Origin of the sequence: Halobacillus amylolyticus (assembly GCF_022921115.1) — a bacterium.
Taxonomy (GTDB): Bacteria; Bacillota; Bacilli; order Bacillales; family Halobacillaceae; genus Halobacillus_A; species Halobacillus_A amylolyticus.
Window position 1 is genome coordinate 2,142,805 of sequence record NZ_CP095075.1, and the last position, 18,583, is coordinate 2,161,387.

Here is an 18,583-nt window from a genome sequence, read left to right on the forward strand (position 1 = left end):
CAAACCACTCATTCTCTTTCCTTACTGATTCCCTTATCCTCCAAAATAGACAACGTGATTTTTGCCGCCTTGCTTCCATAACTATTATCCTCATTTTGTATATTGGTTGCAAAGAAATATGTATTGTTCTCGTACTCTACATATCCAATAAACCAACCATTTATATTCTTACCATTAACATTGCCCGTACCAGTTTTCCCGAAGAGTCTTGCACCATCATATTCCTCTAATAAAAGGGAGTCTTTAACAGTCTGGATGTTCTTTTCCTCGAACTCAAACTGGTTTGTATAAAACGCCGATAACAATTGTACCTGTTCGACCGGAGAAATCTTTAATGAAGATTCCAGCCAATAGTCTTCTCCGCCAGAAAGATCACGGTTTCCATAACCTATTTGTTTCAGATAAGCTCGGACGGTTTCCCGCGGGATTTTTTGGTCCAACTTCTTAAAATACCAGGTTACGGAATTTTCCATGGCTGTTGATAGGTTTTGATCTGTATTCCAAGACTCATAAGGATATTGCGTTCCGTTCCATTTCATTGTGGAATAATTACTTGTTATGACCCCTAGCTCTAATCCCATTAATGCGGTATAAATTTTGTAGGTAGAATTTGGGGACACTCTCCATGTGCTTTTATCTTTATTATAGATGGTGTATTGATCAGCATTCATGTTATATAAAACAAAGCTTCCATCATATCCACCAAAGTATTCGCTTAAATCTTTATAAATCGTATGTTCAAAGTTAAAATCATAACGGTTATTACCATTGGCCATTGCAGAAATAAATGGAAGCTGACTTGCTACAAATATCCCTGCAAGGGTAAAGATTGATATACTCTTCAGCTTCATCCATTTCGATTCAATCGTAAAGGATGCAATTTTTTCAATTCTTTTTTTAATTTGCTTCTTGGGGCCATTCAACTGATTAGACCCAGTAAAATTCTTCGAATACGAGGGTACATCCACGAAACTAATAATCGTATTCCCATAATCTGCATAAGACTTTTCAACCAACGATTTTAAAACAGCCGTGTCGCAGGCAATTTCACGATCTACCCTCATTTCTTTAAAAGCAATCCAAACAAGGGGATTAAACCAGTATAAAATTTGATAAATGATGACAAGGTAATTCGTCGCGATATCTTTGTATTTATAATGATGTAGTTCATGCATGAAAATATAGTTGATATTTTCTATCGACATCCGTTCGTCAAGGTGAATCGGCAGCACAACGTAGGTCTTAAACAGTCCAAACGTCATTGGAGATTTGACGAGCGGCGATTCTCCTACGAACAAAGGTTTAGATATATTTAATCGATCCTTGCACCGTTCAAATAATTGTAAAAGTTCTTCATTGTTCAGGACAGTGGTTGTGTTCCTAATTTTCTTTAACCTGAACCATGCATGAAGGGAAAAAGCAGCCATTACCAGCATGCCTGCAATCCAAATGCTGGCTAACGTGATATTCAGGAAATCCAGATTGAGTCGATTAACAGATACCGTGAAATCCTGCATCCAGTTTTCGCTACTTAGCCCTGAGCCTTCACCAGTGTTGACAGAAGGATTACTAGTGCTATTACTATGATTTCCATCGAATGATATATAAAAATTTTCAAAACGAATCCATTGCTTCGGCAGAAATGGAAGCGTCAATGCGATTAACAATAAAAACCATAGATTGTACTGCCATTTCGCTGAAAGGTGTTTGGAACATAATTTCTTCATCAGCATAATCATCACTATAGTAATAGAGGACACTATAAAACTTGTAACGAGATGAGTGAAGAACATTCCTCCAACCTCCATTTTCCAAAGCGCTAACTTCCGCTAATTTTTCCAATAATGACCTTTATAGTGATTTACTGCATGAAAGGGCCATCTATCCGTTTCCTGCATAACCCCTTTTTGAATAGCATCTGTATGGGGACTAAGTTTAACAATTCGTTATTAGTTTATCATTTTTACAATATAAATGTTGAAACGTAAAAGATTATGGGTTCAGCAGTCTTTATCTGAACGAAAGTAGATATTCCTATTTCATCTTAAAAGGATTGACATTCTTTTGATTACAATTGTAGTATATGATTACAGTTGTAATCAAGAACAAGTTGAAAGTTAAGGGAGGATTGATTTCTTAGGAAAAGACATAAAAAACGGTCAACCGTTAAGTTTTTCTCAAAGCAATTAAGTGAAGAAACTTTATTATTAAGTTAAACAAGCTAGTTTTTATATTCGACAGATAAAATAGAGAAAGAGGTTATCAACTTGAAAAAAACATATAAATATAAACTTAGAATGCATAAGTTCACACTGTTTATGTCGTTGCTCACACTAGTTACACTCAGCGCTTGCCTGAATGCAGACAGTTCTAGGAGCAATGCCTCATCTAAAGAGGAGAACAAATCGGACCAAACAGCGAATACAGATGAAAAGTTTGCCAAACTTGAGAATGAGTTTGACGCTAAACTCGGTGTCTATGCGCTCGATACAGGCACGAATCAGACCATCGATTATCGGCCAGAGGAGCGTTTTGCCTTTGCATCTACTTACAAGGCTTTGGCCGCAGCCATCGTGCTGCAGCAAAAATCTAAGCATGAGCTTGAGGAAGTCATTACCTACACAGAAGATGATTTAGTAACCTATTCTCCGGTCACCAAAAAACACGTGGGTACTGGGATGACACTTTTGGAACTAAGCGAAGCGGCTGTTCGAACCAGTGACAACACCGCGGGGAACTTTTTATTTAAAGCTATAGGAGGTCCTGATAAATTTGAACATGCCTTAAGGCAAATCGGCGATAACGTAACACAGGCAGATCGATACGAACCGGATTTGAATGAATTCACCCCTGGAGATACTCGTGACACCAGCACACCAAAAGCTCTCGCCACCAGTTTAAAAGCATTCGCAGTCAGCGACTTGCTTTCGAAGGATAAGCGGAAATTGTTCACGGATTGGCTGCAAGGCAATGCTACAGGAGACGGGCTGATTCGTGCAGGCGCACCTGAGGGATGGAGGGTTGGTGATAAGAGCGGGGCCGCAAGTTACGGAACGAGAAATGATATTGCAGTGGTTTGGCCGCCAAATAGAGAACCAATTGTCATTGCGATCATGTCCCACCGTGATAAGAAGGATGCCAAATATAACGATGAGCTGATTGCTCAAGCTGCCGAGATCGCACTTAACGCCCTCCAGTGAATTCAACAACTTAAATATAACGGGGTAATTGATTACTGATTGTCCTGGGAGGATCGGATAATTTAAGGCATTTTACGCCAAAAAAAATAAGGAGCATACATGTTAACCTTCACCAACATGTATGTTCCTTCTATTATAGGAGGGGCAAGTACCGAAATCATAAAAGGTTTTTGACTCGTTCAGCAAAGGCATCCCCTTCTATGATCTTTTTGCCTCCGCCTTGGACGAAATTCGGTTTGCCCCCTCCTTTCCCTTCAATAAGGGGCAGAATCTGTTTAGCGACACCATTCATATTTTGATCGATGTCCGCCCCATGAGCCAGCACGAACTGAAGCTGATTTTCCTGTTCACTGATCAGAATAAGATAAGCATCAGAGGCTTCTTCGATGATTGCTTTTCCTAGTGATTGAAGTGTTTTGATAGGACGGTCTTTGAAAACGCGTTGAATCACCCGATCCTCCTGTGACTCTGAGATAATATCACGTGCCTCATATTGCAACAGTTGTTCTTCAAGCTCAGCGATTTTCTTGTCTTTCTCCTTGCTTGACGTGATCAGCTCGTCGACTTCCTCTACAAGCTTTTCTTCCGGCCTTGGAACTAGCCGCTTCATTTCGGTTAATACCCGATGTTTCTGCTCGAGCTTATCCAGAACTCGATAACCGCAGACGAACTCCAAGCGCACCTGCTTCTTATTTCTTGTCCACCCTAGGAACTTGACAGCCGTAACTTCACCCGTGAAGTGCGGGTGCGTTCCTCCGCATCCGTTGTAATCAATGTCTGGAATGATGACAACTCGAACATCACCATCGACGGCGAGCGGTTTGCGAAGCGGATATTCCGCTGCTTCTTCCACGGACAGCCACTTCGTTTCAACCGGGTAATTGTTTCGTATGACCTCGTTCACCCGCCTCTCAACCTTTTCCAAAAGATCTCCGGAAAGACAGTCCGTATCCAAATCGATCGTCACCGTATCTTTACCTAAATGGAAACTCGTTGTCGGAATCCCAAACTGGTCGTCGAAAATAGCTGAAATGATATGCTGTCCACAGTGCTGCTGCATATGATCGATACGTCGCTCTTGATCGATGCTTCCTAGTACATTTTCTGTCTCAGCGGGAAGCTTTTCTCTTGTGTAATGACGCACCTCGCCTTCCACTTCTTCTACATCGATCACTTCAATTCCATTCATAGTTCCTTTGTCGTGTGGCTGCCCACCACCAGTCGGGTAAAACGCCGTCTCTTCCGGCACTCCATAAAAACCACGCTCATCTTGATCTATTTTTATAACCTTAGATTCGAATTCCATTTTATAAGGATCTTCGTAGTAAAGCTTTCTCGTCATTGTAAGTTCCTCCTATGTTCTCCTAAGGTTATCGTAACATTTTTCTACTAAGGGAGGGATGCTCTCTTACCTTTCTTTGATAATGTGCACGATAAATGAAAGTGCCTGGCCCCCGCTGTGTTAAAGTGTTACACGGTGGGTGTCAGGCACTGTTATAAAATCTATCGTTATTTGTGTGAGATCAGGAGGTTTCTTCAAGATTTCTTCTCAAAATCAAATTTGATCTTATAATCTTTATCCAATGTTAAAGCAGTACTGAACGTTTTCTTTCCCTTAAATCCTTTTAAAACCTTCGTTCGCTTCTTCTCGCACAACGTTTTAATCATATTCTTCGTTAACGTCTTTCCTGCTAATTTTTTCGGAAAGGTCACCTTACATCCTTCTTTGTAAGCGGAACACGCATAAAATTTGTATCGGTCCATAATAGAACCTGTTGGACAGGAAGGGCATTTGGCGATCGGGGCATTCCACTTGGTTTTCTCTCCGGTACTTCGAACGTGAACCTGTTGAATGGAGTCGGGGGTTTCTTGAATTAACTTTTCAATAAACTGACTGGTCTGTTTGATGAACACTTGTTTCGATCCCTCGCCGCTTCCAATTTTCTTTAAGTACGATTCCCATTTCGCGGTCATGGAAGGGCTTGATAACAACGTTCCTTCAATCGCTTCACAAAGCATAATCCCTTTTTCTGTGACATACACGTTGTTCTTTTTCACTTCAATATATTTTTGCGCCTTAATCGTTTCAATAATACTTGAGCGGGTGGCTTCTGTTCCCATGCCTTCGACTTCCTTCAAAATCTCCACATCTTCCTCATTATCCATGAGCTTCCCGCAGGTTTTCATCATATTGATCAGCTGACCTTCGGTATAAGGCTTTGGCGGCTTCGTCATGCTTTCTTTAATATGAAGCCGAACGCCAACCTGCTCATCTTTTTTAACATCCGGCAGATCCGTTTCTTTTTCCTGTTTTGATGTAGACGGCTTTGGAAACAGCTCTTTCCAGCCGCGTTTCACTTCTCTTCTGCCCGTGGATTTAAAAGGTAAATCATGAACATATGTAAAAATCGTGGTCTCTTCATACACATGGTCCGTGTGGAACATCGCAAGCATCGTGGCCAGAACTTCATGATAAATATTACGTTCCTCACGGCTAAGTCCACTCAGTTTCTTTTGACTGGGGACCGATTTTGTCGGGATGATTGCATAGTGTTCCTGCACTTTGCGGCTGTCGACATACCGTTTATTTGGTTTTAAAGAAGCCGGTGTGAAAGAAATGTTCAACGCTTGCTGGTATGAATTCAAGTTGTTCAATAAATAAGCAAACTCACTTTCGGTTATAAAATTACAATCTGTTCTCGGATAGGAGACCAGACGTTTCTCATAGAGTTTTTGCATCGTCTTGAGTACTTGTGACGGTGTGTATTTCCATCGTCTGTTCGCAACACTTTGCAGGGTCGACAGTGAATGTAGTTTTGGTGACTTTTGGTACTTTGTCTTTTTGTCTATACTTTGGACAATCCCTGTTGAGTCTTCCTTTTCTTTGAGCCCGTATTGGTCCATAAGCGCCTGCACCTTTGCTTTGTCCTTTTCCTTAATCTCAGCAAGGCCTTTATAGTCACCTGCTTGAGATTGAAAAAGCCCTTCGATTTGATAAAAAGGCTCTGATACAAAGTTTTCAATTTCTTTGTGCCTTTGATAGATCAAATAAACCGTAGGAGATTGCACACGTCCAATCGACAGGTAGCTTGAGAAACCTTTCTTCTGCAAAAGCAATGTAAACAGGCGACTGGCATTGATTCCAACCATCCAATCACTAATTTGACGGGCTTTCGCTTCATCAAATAAACGCAAGTCCTTGTCGTTATTTTGTAAATTATTAAATCCCTTACGAACTTCATCTTTCTCAAGAGAATTAATCCACAATCGTTGAACCGGTTTTCCCTTTACCCCTGTTAAGCGGAGAATACTGTAAAAAATATTCGAGCCTTCCCTGTCGACGTCGGCCGCATTCACTAGCACGTCCGCTTGCTGGAACAACTGCTTGACCGCTTGAAACTGCTCCCATTTCCCTTTAGAGACTTTCTCAAGGAACCTATCAGGAACGATCGGCAGTTGATCAAGTTTCCACCTCTTCCACTCAGGTTTATAGTCATGAGGTTCTTTTAATTCAACCAAATGGCCGACTCCCCACGTGATGGTCGCGCCATCCGGGAATGTCTTATCCGGCTTTAATAGAATGTAAGTTTTCGTTTTTTCCTGAATCGTAAAAGCCTCTGCATAAGCTTTTGCCTGAGAGGGTTTTTCGGCTAGGATGACCACTCTCGTCATGGTCTCTCCACTCCCTTCAATGAACTTCAAGATTACTATGGGATGAAAAGGAAAGCAAGAAATGTGGGGGGAGCTAAGATAGATTTAAGAAAGTGCCTAAAAAACATAAAAAAGAGATCAATCTAAATGATTGGATTGATCTTAGTAAGAGCCTAGCACTTTGCCTTTCACACCGTACTTTATCTATACGATTTTCTCATGAAAGTGCCTGACCCCCACCATACTAAGGCATTAACGTAGTGGATGGGGGCAACATCACTGATATGTTTGCTTGCACGAAAAGGATCAAATATGTCAAAAATCAAAATCACTTCAGTGTAACTGTTTCCCCTTCCTAAAAGTGATAAAATTCATATTTTGTCAAAGGAGTTGTATAGAGGAGAAATAAGGTGGGAAAAGTCAACACAATGTCTTCTTATAACGATTTTCAAGAAAAAAAGAGAAGGCACTCTATCATAAATGTATGCCTCACAAGCAAGTACATTTATGATAGAGATCTTCTCACGGAAAGCTTTATTTGGTTACTGTTCCTGCATCAGCCGGATGTACTCCATGACGATAGAAATCGGCATCAATTGGCTCCAGCGGTTTACGTCCTAGAATGAGATCTGCCGCCTTTTCCGCCAACATCAACACAGGTGCATGGATATTGCCGTTCGTAACGTAAGGCATGGCAGATGCATCAACCACTCGTACATTGTCGAGCCCGTGGACCTTCATGGTTTGCGGATCTACGACAGACATGGGGTCTGAAGCAGGTCCCATTTTTGCGGTGCAAGACGGATGAAGTGCCGTTTCAGCATCTTCTTTCACCCATTCCAAAATTTCCTCGTCTGTTTGAACAGTAGGACCAGGTGAGATTTCCCCTGCATTGTAAGATTTCATAGCTGGTTGAGACATAATCTTCCGGGTGACTCTTATCGCTTCCACCCACTCGCGTTTGTCCTGTTCAGTAGAAAGGTAGTTGTAGACCATGCTTGGATGCTCTTTAGGATCTTTCGAACGAATCTTCAATGATCCCCGGGCATCAGAGTACATAGGTCCGACATGTACTTGGAATCCGTGATCCGTTGGCGCTTTTTGTCCATCGTACCGTACCGCTACCGGAAGGAAGTGGTACATCAAATTCGGATAGCCGACGTCCTCGTTTGAACGAACGAAACCTCCGCCTTCGAAATGATTAGTCGCTGCCGGCCCAGTGCGTCCGAGCATCCACTGCAAACCAATCCAAGGCATGCGCGCTTTATTTAAATTAGGCTGTTCGGAAACAGGTAGCGGACATGCGTGTTGGATGTAGACTTCAAGGTGATCCTGGAGGTTTTCTCCTACACCTGGAAGGTCGACTACCGGTTTAATGCCAAGTGAGCGAAGGTGTTCGGCATCTCCCACACCTGATAGTTGAAGTAGCTGTGGCGTGTTGATGGCACCGCCTGAGAGGATGACTTCACCTGCTTTAACATGATGAGTCTTCCCGTTTCGTTGATAGGTCAATCCTTTGGCTCGAGTACCATCGAAATCGATACTCTTAACGAAAGCACGAGTCTTCACCGTTAGGTTCTCACGCTTCATTGCCGGATGCAGATAGGCACGAGAAGCTGACAACCGCTGGCCTTTGTACACATGCTTATCAAACGGTCCGAATCCCTCCTGGCGAAAACCGTTCACATCAGGGGTTCTTGAGTAACCAGCCTCTACACCTGAGTCAAAGAAGGCTTGGAATAATGGATTGGTCGCTGGCCCACGTTCCAATTTAATAGGCCCGTCGTGTCCGCGAAGATCATCATCTTGTGATCCTAAAGCATTTTCTAAGCGTTTGAAATACGGAAGACAGTGCGCAAAATTCCACGTTTCCATACCTTCGTCGGCCCCCAGCGTTCATAGTCCATCGGATTTCCGCGTTGATAAATCATACCGTTAATTGAACTCGAGCCTCCGAGCAGCTTTCCTCGGGCATGCTTGATACGTCGTCCATTCATATATGGCTCAGGGTCCGATTCGTATTTCCAATCGTAGAGGCTTTTACCTGCGGGAAACGGCAAAGCTGCCGGCATTTGGATCAATAAGTCCCATGAATAATCACTGCGTCCCGCCTCTAAAACAAGAACACTTTTTTTCCCGTCTTCACTTAGACGGTCGCCGAGTACAGAACCCGCACTACCGCCGCCAACGATGACAATGTCATATGTTTCACTCATCTTCTGCTCCTCCTTGATGTTGAAAATGGAAAGAAGGGCTCCAGACAATAGGAGCAGCATGGGCTCTATACCCCTTCTTTCATATATCGAGTCAGTGTATCTATAAAACTATTTCTTAAACAAATTCAGCAGCTCATGCTAAAGCTTTATTCAAATGAATAATAGTGGTTGGCTTAGAACCAGTTTATAGGCTCTGGTTTAAGGTTTTGGAAGATATGCTTTGTTTCTGTATATTCTTCCATACCTAGTCTGCCTAGCTCGCGGCCGATACCAGACTGCTTAAATCCACCCCACGGGGCGTGTGGAAAATAAAGGTTGAATTCATTGATCCAAACCGTCCCCATGCGCATTTTCGCTGCACAACGTTCTGCTTTTGCAATATCGTTTGTCCACACGCCGCCAGCAAGTCCGTAGATCGAGTCATTCGCAAGCTTTACGGCCTCTTCTTCGGCAGTGAATTTTTCAACCGTAATAATTGGACCAAATCCTTCGTCTTGGACGACCCTCATGTCTGTTGTGCAGTCTGTGAAGATCGTAGGCAGGTAGAAAAATCCTTTTTGTAACGCAGGGTCTTCTGGGCGTCCGCCGCCAACTGCTAATGTAGCACCTTCTTTAACCCCTGCTTCTACATACTTTTCTACTTTCGCAAGGTGTTCAGCTGAAATTAGCGGCCCCATTTGGGTATCTTCTTCAAATCCGCTTCCCAGCTTAAATTTTTTCACTCGCTCCACAAGCGCGTTTACGAACTCATCGTGAATGCTTTCTTCTACAATCAGTCTTGTACCAGCGGAACAGATTTGTCCTGCGTGGAAGAAAACTCCGTTTAATGCTTGATCGACAGCTGTTTCAAAGTCAGCATCAGCAAAAATGATATTCGGGTTTTTCCCGCCCAGCTCAAGAGCTAGATTCTTCACGTTGGCGCTTGCCGCTTGCATAATTTTCTTCCCGGTTGCAATGCCGCCTGTGAAAGAAATCAAGTCCACATCTTCGTTGCTGGAAAGCTCTGCACCTACTGTATTGCCCGCGCCAAGGACTAAGTTAGCAACACCGGCAGGTACACCGGCTTCTTCCGTCAATTCAAATACTTTTATAGTAGTAAGCGGTGTAATTTCACTTGGCTTCATGATTAACGTATTTCCGGTTGCAAGTGCTGGAGCCAATTTCCATGACGCTTGCAGTAAAGGATAATTCCAGGGCGTAATTTGTCCGCAGACACCAACGGGTTCGTGAACCACTTTACTGATCGAATTTGATATCGGAGAGTCGATCAGCTCCCCGCCGTCTTTATCCGCAAGTTCTGCGAAATAACGAAATACCCCCGCGATATCATCCATGTCTCCGCGGCTTTCTTCTACTGTTTTACCTGTATCCAATGATTCTAAGTAAGCAAGTTCTTCTTTATCTCTCTCAATCAATTCAGCAAGCTTCCTTACGACAGCCCCTCGCTCCGTTGCTGGGGCAGCAGCCCATTCCCCATTATCAAATGCTTCTCTTGCTGCAGCGATTGCTGCTTTCGCATCCGACTCATCACCTTCAGGAACAACAGCAATCACTTCCTGATTAAATGGATTAATAATCGTACGCGTATTCTCAGAGTCCGCGCCAACCCATTTACCATTAATATAATGTTGTAGTTGTAGTTGCAGTTTCAGATCCAATTTCATCAACTCCATTTTCGAAGTGAATTAACTTTGTTAAGAATTTATTTAACGTTCTTAACAATATCACCCCTTCAAAATCATTTCAAGCATTAAGTGTAGAAGCATTGAAAAGTAATTAAGATCGTATAAGAAAGGGAATAATAGAAAGGTGCCACTCCTGAAAAATTTACATTTGACATTAAACCTGAACGCGTTATCATTAAATTCATAAAGAACATTTGATAATAATTTAACGCGATTTACTTTTTATTAAAGGAGCGACCTTATGAGTGAATCTATCGAAAGTCCGAGCCTCAAAATAGAAGAAGCCAAAAATAAAGTCATAGGCGCCATTGCAGAGACAATGGATTTATATGGGGTAACACCAGCTGCTGCAAACTTATATGCGACCATGTACTTTGAAGATCAGATGACGCTTGATGAAATGCGTATAGAACTCGGAATGAGCAAACCGAGTATGAGTACCAGCGTCCGCAGGCTCCAAGAAACAGAAATGGTGAAAAAAACATTTACACGCGGTTCCAGGAAACATACGTATGCAGCGGAGAAAAATTTCTTCCGTTCCTTTATGACGTTTTACTGTCAGATGTGGGAACGTGAAGCGAAAAAGAATTTGGACGCCATTGGAGAAGCACAAGAAGATTTCATAGAGGTCATAAAAGATTCCAACAGTACGCCAGAAGTTGTTGCAAAAGCAAAGGAATACTATGACCAATTAGAGGAGTCTAAAACATACTATCACTGGTTAGATGACCTTGTTGCAAGTATAAGAAGCGGTGAGATCTTCGAATTCTTACCGAAAGATCAAAAAGAATAAGCTTGCCAAGAAGTGATCAGGTAGTATATTGAAAAGCAGCTAAAGACTACCTGATTCCATATCTGTCCCACTCTTACATATAAAAGAGCGGGCTTCATTTTGCATTCTTGTTAAATAAATTCTTAACACATTTAATTAAAGATGTGTTGGAATAAATATACCAAATAAAAAAGGGAGTTTTATCAACATGAACAAGTGGAAAGAAAAACTTAGTTTAATTTTAGTGATCCTAATGGTTACTGTTCTGGCAGCCTGCGGAAGCACTGATGAGGAAGCAGCTGCAGGATCACAAGAAAGCGGTAAAAAAATTAGTATTGGTCAGATCAACTGGGCTGAAAACATTGCGGTAACAAATATGTGGAAAGTAATTTTAGAAAATAAAGGGTATGACGTAGAGTTAAACAATTTGAACATGGGTAGTACGATGCAGGCGTTAGAGAGTGGCGACCTGGACGTTAGTTTAGAAATATGGTTACCCGTTCAAGATGCTAACTATTTAAAGGAATATCAAGATACCGTTAATTTCTCAGAGGCTACTTGGTATGACAATGCAAAAGTAGGACTTGTTGTCCCAACCTATGTAGAAGAAGTGAATAGTGTTGAAGATTTGAATGAACATAAAGAACTGTTCAATAGCGAAATCGTTGGGTTTGGTCCTGGCGCAGGTACGATGGAAGTGACGGAACAATTAATTAAAGACTATGATCTTGAATTTGAACTCCTATCAAGCTCTGAACCTGCGATGTTAGCTGAAATTGGTAATGCAATAGAAAACAAAGAACCTATCGTAGCCCCCCTTTGGAGCCCGCACTGGATTTTCTCCAAATATGACTTAAAATTCTTGGAAGATCCGAAAAAAACATTCGGTGGCGTAGAAAAAATTCACCATGCGACAAGACAAGGATTTGAAGAAGATTATCCAGAAGTAAGCGAGTGGTTTAAAAATTGGAAGATGAATGATCAACAAATCGGCAAGCTTATTGAGTATGTAGAAAATGCCGAAGAGCCTCTTGCTGGAGCTAAGAAATGGGTGGAAGAGAATCAGAAATTAATTGATGAATGGATGAAATAAAGGCATAGACGTTAGAAATAAAGAAGTTGGTCTCTCGTTGTAGAGGCTAGCTTCTTTTGTTATTATTGGAAATATTGTCGCAGGAAGTTTACTTACATTTTTTTCATAAAGTCTGTGTTTTTTTTATCGGGGACAGTTTACCGTACTTATGCAAATTTTGACTATAATTCGGGGTATACTGGCTCGTATAGGAGCGTTGATGGTGCCTGAACTCCACCACGCTACCATGCTAAGACACACAATATTCTTTCGTGTTATAAACAAAAAAGAGACTACTTTCCAGTATAGGAAGCAGTCTCTTTAGTTTGATAGCTTAATACGTATGGAGGAAATGTAAGGAAAACCTTACATCATGCCGCCCCATTCTTCAGATGGATTTTCTGTGCTTTATGACACTTTATTTCAGCGTAAAACGTAATAGGTGTTTTTCTATATAATAGATAATGAGATATCATCCGAATTCCTAGTAATAGTCAAAGATGGTTAGTGGCTGAGCACCCCAATTGTACTTTTCTTGTTTCCAGGGCCACTTTTTGTGATAATATAAGGTGTAAAATAGATCGTCGATACATAAGGAGGACTCGTCATGTCTATTGCAGGGCCTGAATCTACAATGAAAGTTTTCCCATTAAGTTCTAATCAAGAACTCGCTGAAGATATTGCCTCGAATTTGGGGATACAGCTAGGAGAATGTTCTGTTAACCAATTCAGTGATGGAGAATTAAAAATTAATATAGAAGAAAGTGTTCGTGGTTGTGATGTATTCGTTGTTCAATCAACGAGTGAGTCGGTAAACGATCATATTATGGAATTGCTTATTATGATTGATGCACTAAAGCGAGCGTCTGCTACATCGATCAATGTCGTTATCCCTTACTATGGCTATGCGCGCCAGGATCGGAAAGCCAGTGCAAGAGAACCTATTACGGCTAAATTAATCGCCGACTTGATCGAACGAGCTGGTGCGACACGTGTCATGTCTATTGATATCCATGCACCCCAAACACAAGGATTTTTCAATATTCCTGTTGACCTATTGCTTGCCATGCCCATTCTTACAAAATACTTGAACGAAAAAAGCCTCGATGATGTCGTCGTTGTCTCTCCTGACCATGGAAGTGTAAAAAGAGCCCGCCAAATGGCCGATCGCTTAAAAACGGATATCGCGATTATTGATGAGCGAGAGCCAAGAGAAAACTTCTCTGAAGAAACGAATATCGTCGGTGACATTGAGGGAAAAACGGCGATTCTAATCGATGATATTGTTGATACGGGGACAAGAATTACTAGCGGTACGAAAGCATTGCTTGATAAAGGTGTGAAAGAAGTGTATGCGTGTAGTACACACCCTGTCCTTTCCGGATCAGCTATTGATAAAATTAAAGAATCTGCCGTTAAAGAGTTGATCGTTACGAACAGCATCCCGCTAACTGAAGATAAAAAGATTGATAAGCTGACACAGCTCACGATTGCTCCGTTAATTAGTGAAGCCATTAAACGGGTCCATAATGAAGAGCCGGTTAGTCCGTTATTCGATTAAGATGAAGAAGCCCGTCCTCCTGATTTTGAAACCCCCCCCCGATAAATGGACACATTTAAAAAAGTCCCTTTATCGGGTTTTTATGTGCTCATTTTCGTATATCTTCATCACAAATAGGGTACCTTTGTTTTTAAGTCCAAGTGAACACTCATACCTGGAAGGTTAATCCTAAGAAGTTGAACATAAGCGAAAGCACCCGTTTTCTTGAATAAAGTTAGAATTCATAATAGCTGATGAATCAACTTTTGTAGTCTATCTGATTAGACAAGATAAATTAAGCATTTTCTTAGAATTCTCCTTTTATGTTCATGTATGTTATGTCTTAATTGATTTGAAAAGAGAATTCTAATGTCTAAACCAAATGGAAAAGAATCAAAAACGTTACGTATAGTTATGCCTCAATGGCAAGGAGGATCTAATTCGAACTATTCGCTAGGGGCAGAACTCTTAGCTTGGCTGTTTCCAGAAAATGAACACCCCATTGTGTGGGTCCCGATAAGTCAAATCAGCCCAGTAACTGAAATGAAAGGGAGTGTGTTAGGGAGTCAACTTCTTGAACAATTAGAAGCCGCTAATCATATTATTCAACCTCCTTTAGACTACATATTCGCATATAAGACGCCAACTTACCATGCCATTGTAAGTGTAAGAGCAGGAGGGGAGATGCAATCCGCATTTCCTAGCCATATGGCCCCGTCAATGACTTCCAAGTACAATAATTCGTTTTTAACGAAACGACATGCTCAGATTTATGGCCGAAAGTGGGAAGAGTTACAAGAGGTATTATTTTAGTGCCTACTACGATAAATTATGATACAGATAAAGGGAGTAGTAAATAACTATTCCCTTAGTTAACCTATCTATTACAAACCAACTTGACCGACAGCGTATGTTGCGTGCTCTGTGCTGAATCCTTCATAAGTCAATTGGTCAATTAAACCTTGTCTTGAAAAAGAAGTGTAATCAAGATAGTCTTGAGCCATAATAACAGCCTGTTCTTGCCAATCAACCGTGATATTCTCTACAGCAAAGGATGCTTCCTCTTGACTGAATCCCTCATACACTAACTGGTCAATCAAACCTGATTTAGAGAATGCAGTGTAATTAAGATATTGTTGAGCCATAGCAACTGCCTGCTCTTGAGAAACAGTTAAGCTGTCTTCTTCAGCTTCCTTAGCTTTACGCTCTTCCTCTTCTTTAGCTTTCCGTTCTTCTTCCTCTTTAGCCCTACGTTCCTCTTCTTCTTTCTTCGCCTGTTCCTCAGCCTCTTTAGCTTCTTGTTCTTCTTGTTCTTCTTGTTCTTCTTGTTCTTCTTGTTCTTCTTGCTCTTTCTCTGCTTGTTCTTCAGCTTTCTTAGCTTCCTCTTCCTGCTTAGCCTTCTCTTCAGCCTCTTTAGCTTCTGCGGAAGCTTCAACTGCAACCTCTTCAGCAACAGGTGCTTCTTCACCCATCGATCCTACAATCAGTGCTAGGACTAGAAATGCGAACAGGCAACCACCTGATTTAGCAAAGTTCCTGAATCTGTTACCCTTACCTTTCACGAAGGCTAAGACAACAAAAACTACCATACCTGCTAAAGCCGCTAACATTAAAATCATTAAGAACGTTTCCACTGATTAATCTCCCCTTATTAAGTTCTAAACAAACTGTTTTCTAGTACGAGGACGTTAGCCCTCATTCCCATACTATTATACCATGTTCAGTGCCATGCTTTTCCAAATAATGCGTGTAATTTGAACTTTTTTAACCAGAAGGACTCGTTGACTACAAAGATCGAAAGAGCAATATTCATTTGCTGCAAGTTCTCTCCAGGAGCGTCACTTAAACGAGCAAATGCCCTGGTGCCTGCATTAAAATGGAGTCTTTCGTGTTTGGAAGTGTAGAGGGTCATTAGCTCCACCACCTTTCACAAAATAAAAAACCGCCCGTAAGGACGATTTAATTAGTTTCTGTTTTCTTTGTCTTTAACATCAGGAGTTGAGTCAAATAATGGCGCAACCCCTGCAAAAATAGTGCCACGAAAACAGGGTAGCCGATCACTTTAGCAATCATCGATACAAGAGACGCATGATAAAAAATGCCGCCTACCCACCAGGCATACAGAACACCAGCAAGTATAGGAGACCCTATCATAAGAAGCCCGCGAACAAGAATAAAACCTTTCGTGATGGGAACAGGACAAGTAAAGCTCCGAATCCAAGGATGATACCCCATTTCTGTGCGTACATAGAGTAATTGTAATACCGATTCTCAATAAGCACATTCGGCATCGCTGATTCTCTCACCATATCTTATATTTTGAGGTAAATTTTCCAGACTATACTGCCCCTCTGTTCATCTTAATTAATTATTAAATAACAGAACACATGTTCATAGAATGGAAACATGGAACAAAAAGCCTCCCAAAAGTTCAGTGAACTTATAAAAGGTGCATTAGATTAGAAAGAATTTCTCACTAAAAAAGGCCGGAAATTATATTCGGCCTTTTTTATTCATACTATATTTAGGGTTTGATCAATTATTAAGTGTATTCTAAATTATGTTGTGTAGGGAAAAGTAAATTAGGATACTTTTCTCGTAAGTTAAGTGGTAAAACCCCAGTTACATGAACCAGAACTTTCATTTGCGGAATTCCATGTTTATTAATTGCTTTAATAGTCATTCTCACGAATTGATCTTCTTTTAATAGCGTAGAAAAAAATTCAGCATACACCGCAGGAATATATCCTAGGTGAGCACCATCTGTTGTTAATATTTTCACTGCATACTTATCATGCTTAAGATCAGGCTCTCTAACTAAAATTAATTCCTGATCGTTTTCTAGAGTATCTAATGATTTTTCACCATCATAATACCTCCAGCCTTCAATATAAAAGTCTACTTTAAACATACCTTCATTCATTAGCAATGGAGAAACCAACTCAAAAGAATCAGTGGCTGTCTTCCCCTTTGTTACCCGTAGGATTTCCATCTCATGTGATAAACTTGTTAATCCATATAATTGAAGTAACGAATTATAATCTGGACGTTCTTTATTAGGAAGTCTTCTACTAAATGCATGGAACATAAAAGGGGAGTAATAACTTTTAGAAAGGTCTGGAAAGGCAAAGAAAGTTACAAATCCATTTTTTATAGCTTCTTGAAGCCCTCTTGGTTTATTGGTTTTATCATATTCAAAATAGTAACCGTCATCTGCTACATATAAAAGGTTTCCAACGTGGTATTTCTTTCTGGACTTTGGATTTTGCCAAACCAACCATAATAATTCTTTCATCGTTATTTTTAACCTCCTTTATACCATTCTAACATCCACTGTTTCCTATAATGTATTAATTTTAATACCCATTCTTTCTCTAACACACTCATTATTGCCAATGGGACTTTGTTTAATATATTACTTAGCTTTGATAAATCTAAAGAACCTATACGCCTTATTTCATCTTTTGTATAACAAGGATATTGTTCCTTTAAATAATTTAGCAACTTCAGCACCTTTGGTTTCTTCTTTTGTTCAACTTCAATTAGGGTTTTTGACCTATTTGTAAAACCTTTAAACATTCTCTCATCTTTCATTAAATCTTCCAATTTCCTACTTCCTACATTAAACCCCAAAGAAGCACCATTATCAAATATGGGAGAAAACACAGGAGTTCCATCACTTAATACTACTGCCCAATTTTCACAGTGTCGGTCTTGGTTCGCAATTAAACAGTCAAAGACACATAATGAAACAAAATCTTTTTCAAAGCCAAAAGGCTGAAGTGAAATCATTATGTTCTCTATTGAGTATTGGTCTAAACTCCATGGATTAAACTCATCCAAAATAGTGGACAAAATTTCACCACCATCTGCCATACCTTCTGTTTTGGAAATGAAGTTTTCTAATATGACCCCTTTTCTTCCATTTTGTTCTGCAAACTCAACATTCATCATTTTAAGATGAAGCATCTTCCCAAGTTCAGAAGATACTTTTTCAGCCCAAATTTCTCCATTTGATACCTTAGGTACTTTGAACAGATAGCGATTAGCATCATCTGTCTCCGGTTTGAGCCAATACTTTTCTCTAGTTCCGGACACTTGAAGGGAATAATCATTAGTCCAGTTCGAAATATCCGTTATATTGTACATTATATTTCTCCCCATTATGTATGTTCCTTTATTTTGAATAATTATATCACGTATTACCTGATCATTTCATATTATCATTTATCCTCATATTAAAGGCTTACATTTCTAGTAATACATCCAGTATTTCTTTTATTTAAAAGAAAAGCCCCCAATAGTTCCGTGAACTAATGAGAGGCTACAGAGACTCCAAAGGAATCCTGTCAATATTTGTTTGTAGGGTTTCAAATCCTTATCTATCAAAGGGTTTGAGAACAGCTTACATCATGCCGCCCATTCACTGTATTAAATAAATAATAGA

At 40.5% G+C, this 18,583-nt stretch carries 13 protein-coding genes and 1 pseudogene; 5 read left to right on the forward strand and 9 right to left on the reverse strand.

Going from position 1 to position 18,583, the window contains the following annotated elements:
* Positions 1-8: 8 nt before the first annotated feature.
* Complete coding sequence (locus tag MUO15_RS11000; RefSeq protein ID WP_245029274.1) at positions 9-1,793, reverse strand: BlaR1 family beta-lactam sensor/signal transducer; 1,785 nt, start codon at positions 1,791-1,793, stop codon at positions 9-11.
* Positions 1,794-2,267: 474 nt separating this feature from the next.
* On the opposite strand from MUO15_RS11000, the gene bla reads away from it, so the two are divergent.
* Positions 2,268-3,200: a class A beta-lactamase gene (gene bla / locus MUO15_RS11005; protein WP_245029276.1), complete on the forward strand. Its 933-nt coding sequence runs from the start codon at positions 2,268-2,270 to the stop codon at positions 3,198-3,200.
* Between the two features lie 157 nt (positions 3,201-3,357).
* Here bla and MUO15_RS11010 read toward each other — a convergent pair whose 3' ends face one another.
* The 4 genes and pseudogenes from MUO15_RS11010 to betB all read right to left on the reverse strand — a co-directional run bounded on the left by MUO15_RS11010 (position 3,358) and on the right by betB (position 10,713).
* Positions 3,358-4,542: an alanyl-tRNA editing protein gene (locus MUO15_RS11010; protein ID WP_245029278.1), complete on the reverse strand. Its 1,185-nt coding sequence runs from the start codon at positions 4,540-4,542 to the stop codon at positions 3,358-3,360.
* 194 nt (positions 4,543-4,736) lie between these two features.
* On the reverse strand, positions 4,737-6,872 hold the full coding sequence (locus tag MUO15_RS11015) for a type IA DNA topoisomerase (RefSeq protein ID WP_245029280.1): 2,136 nt from the start codon (positions 6,870-6,872) through the stop codon (positions 4,737-4,739).
* Positions 6,873-7,385: 513 nt separating this feature from the next.
* Positions 7,386-9,067: pseudogene (gene betA / locus MUO15_RS11020) on the reverse strand (choline dehydrogenase).
* Positions 9,068-9,240: 173 nt separating this feature from the next.
* Entirely contained in the window at positions 9,241-10,713 is a 1,473-nt protein-coding gene (gene betB, locus MUO15_RS11025; RefSeq protein ID WP_245035973.1) for a betaine-aldehyde dehydrogenase, read from the reverse strand.
* 280 nt (positions 10,714-10,993) lie between these two features.
* On the opposite strand from betB, the gene cudC reads away from it, so the two are divergent.
* From cudC to MUO15_RS11045, 4 genes are all read left to right on the forward strand, one after another.
* Positions 10,994-11,545: a choline uptake/conversion transcriptional regulator CudC gene (cudC, locus tag MUO15_RS11030; RefSeq protein WP_245029282.1), complete on the forward strand. Its 552-nt coding sequence runs from the start codon at positions 10,994-10,996 to the stop codon at positions 11,543-11,545.
* Between the two features lie 187 nt (positions 11,546-11,732).
* Positions 11,733-12,617 carry a glycine betaine ABC transporter substrate-binding protein gene (locus MUO15_RS11035; RefSeq protein ID WP_245029284.1) on the forward strand — a complete coding sequence of 295 codons (885 nt, stop codon included), beginning with the start codon at positions 11,733-11,735 and terminating at the stop codon, positions 12,615-12,617.
* A 586-nt stretch (positions 12,618-13,203) separates the two neighbouring features.
* Complete coding sequence (locus MUO15_RS11040) at positions 13,204-14,157, forward strand: ribose-phosphate diphosphokinase (protein ID WP_305853240.1); 954 nt, start codon at positions 13,204-13,206, stop codon at positions 14,155-14,157.
* Positions 14,158-14,505: 348 nt separating this feature from the next.
* A complete protein-coding gene (locus MUO15_RS11045; RefSeq protein WP_245029286.1) occupies positions 14,506-14,949 on the forward strand; it encodes an arginase family protein in 444 nt (147 codons plus the stop codon).
* Between the two features lie 71 nt (positions 14,950-15,020).
* On the opposite strand, the gene MUO15_RS11050 is transcribed toward MUO15_RS11045, so the two are convergent.
* From MUO15_RS11050 to MUO15_RS11065, 4 genes are all read right to left on the reverse strand, one after another.
* Positions 15,021-15,770 carry an Ltp family lipoprotein gene (locus tag MUO15_RS11050; protein ID WP_245029287.1) on the reverse strand — a complete coding sequence of 250 codons (750 nt, stop codon included), beginning with the start codon at positions 15,768-15,770 and terminating at the stop codon, positions 15,021-15,023.
* A gap of 86 nt (positions 15,771-15,856) precedes the next feature.
* Positions 15,857-16,048, reverse strand: coding sequence for a hypothetical protein (locus MUO15_RS11055; protein WP_245029289.1), 192 nt, complete (start codon positions 16,046-16,048; stop codon positions 15,857-15,859).
* 630 nt (positions 16,049-16,678) lie between these two features.
* Positions 16,679-17,431: an HIRAN domain-containing protein gene (locus MUO15_RS11060; protein ID WP_245029290.1), complete on the reverse strand. Its 753-nt coding sequence runs from the start codon at positions 17,429-17,431 to the stop codon at positions 16,679-16,681.
* An 8-nt stretch (positions 17,432-17,439) separates the two neighbouring features.
* Positions 17,440-18,285 (reverse strand): HipA domain-containing protein, encoded by an 846-nt coding sequence (locus MUO15_RS11065; RefSeq protein WP_245029292.1) that lies wholly within the window; start codon positions 18,283-18,285, stop codon positions 17,440-17,442.
* Between the last annotated feature and the right edge of the window lie 298 nt (positions 18,286-18,583).

Coding starts and splice junctions, on each gene's coding strand:
- MUO15_RS11000 (WP_245029274.1), bottom strand. CDS start 1,793: ATGTTCTTCACTCATCTCGTTACAAGTTTTATAGTGTCCTCTATTACT.
- MUO15_RS11010 (WP_245029278.1), bottom strand. CDS start 4,542: ATGACGAGAAAGCTTTACTACGAAGATCCTTATAAAATGGAATTCGAA.
- MUO15_RS11015 (WP_245029280.1), bottom strand. CDS start 6,872: ATGACGAGAGTGGTCATCCTAGCCGAAAAACCCTCTCAGGCAAAAGCT.
- cudC (WP_245029282.1), top strand. CDS start 10,994: ATGAGTGAATCTATCGAAAGTCCGAGCCTCAAAATAGAAGAAGCCAAA.
- MUO15_RS11035 (WP_245029284.1), top strand. CDS start 11,733: ATGAACAAGTGGAAAGAAAAACTTAGTTTAATTTTAGTGATCCTAATG.
- MUO15_RS11040 (WP_305853240.1), top strand. CDS start 13,204: ATGTCTATTGCAGGGCCTGAATCTACAATGAAAGTTTTCCCATTAAGT.
- MUO15_RS11045 (WP_245029286.1), top strand. CDS start 14,506: ATGTCTAAACCAAATGGAAAAGAATCAAAAACGTTACGTATAGTTATG.
- MUO15_RS11055 (WP_245029289.1), bottom strand. CDS start 16,048: ATGACCCTCTACACTTCCAAACACGAAAGACTCCATTTTAATGCAGGC.
- MUO15_RS11060 (WP_245029290.1), bottom strand. CDS start 17,431: ATGAAAGAATTATTATGGTTGGTTTGGCAAAATCCAAAGTCCAGAAAG.
- MUO15_RS11065 (WP_245029292.1), bottom strand. CDS start 18,285: ATGTACAATATAACGGATATTTCGAACTGGACTAATGATTATTCCCTT.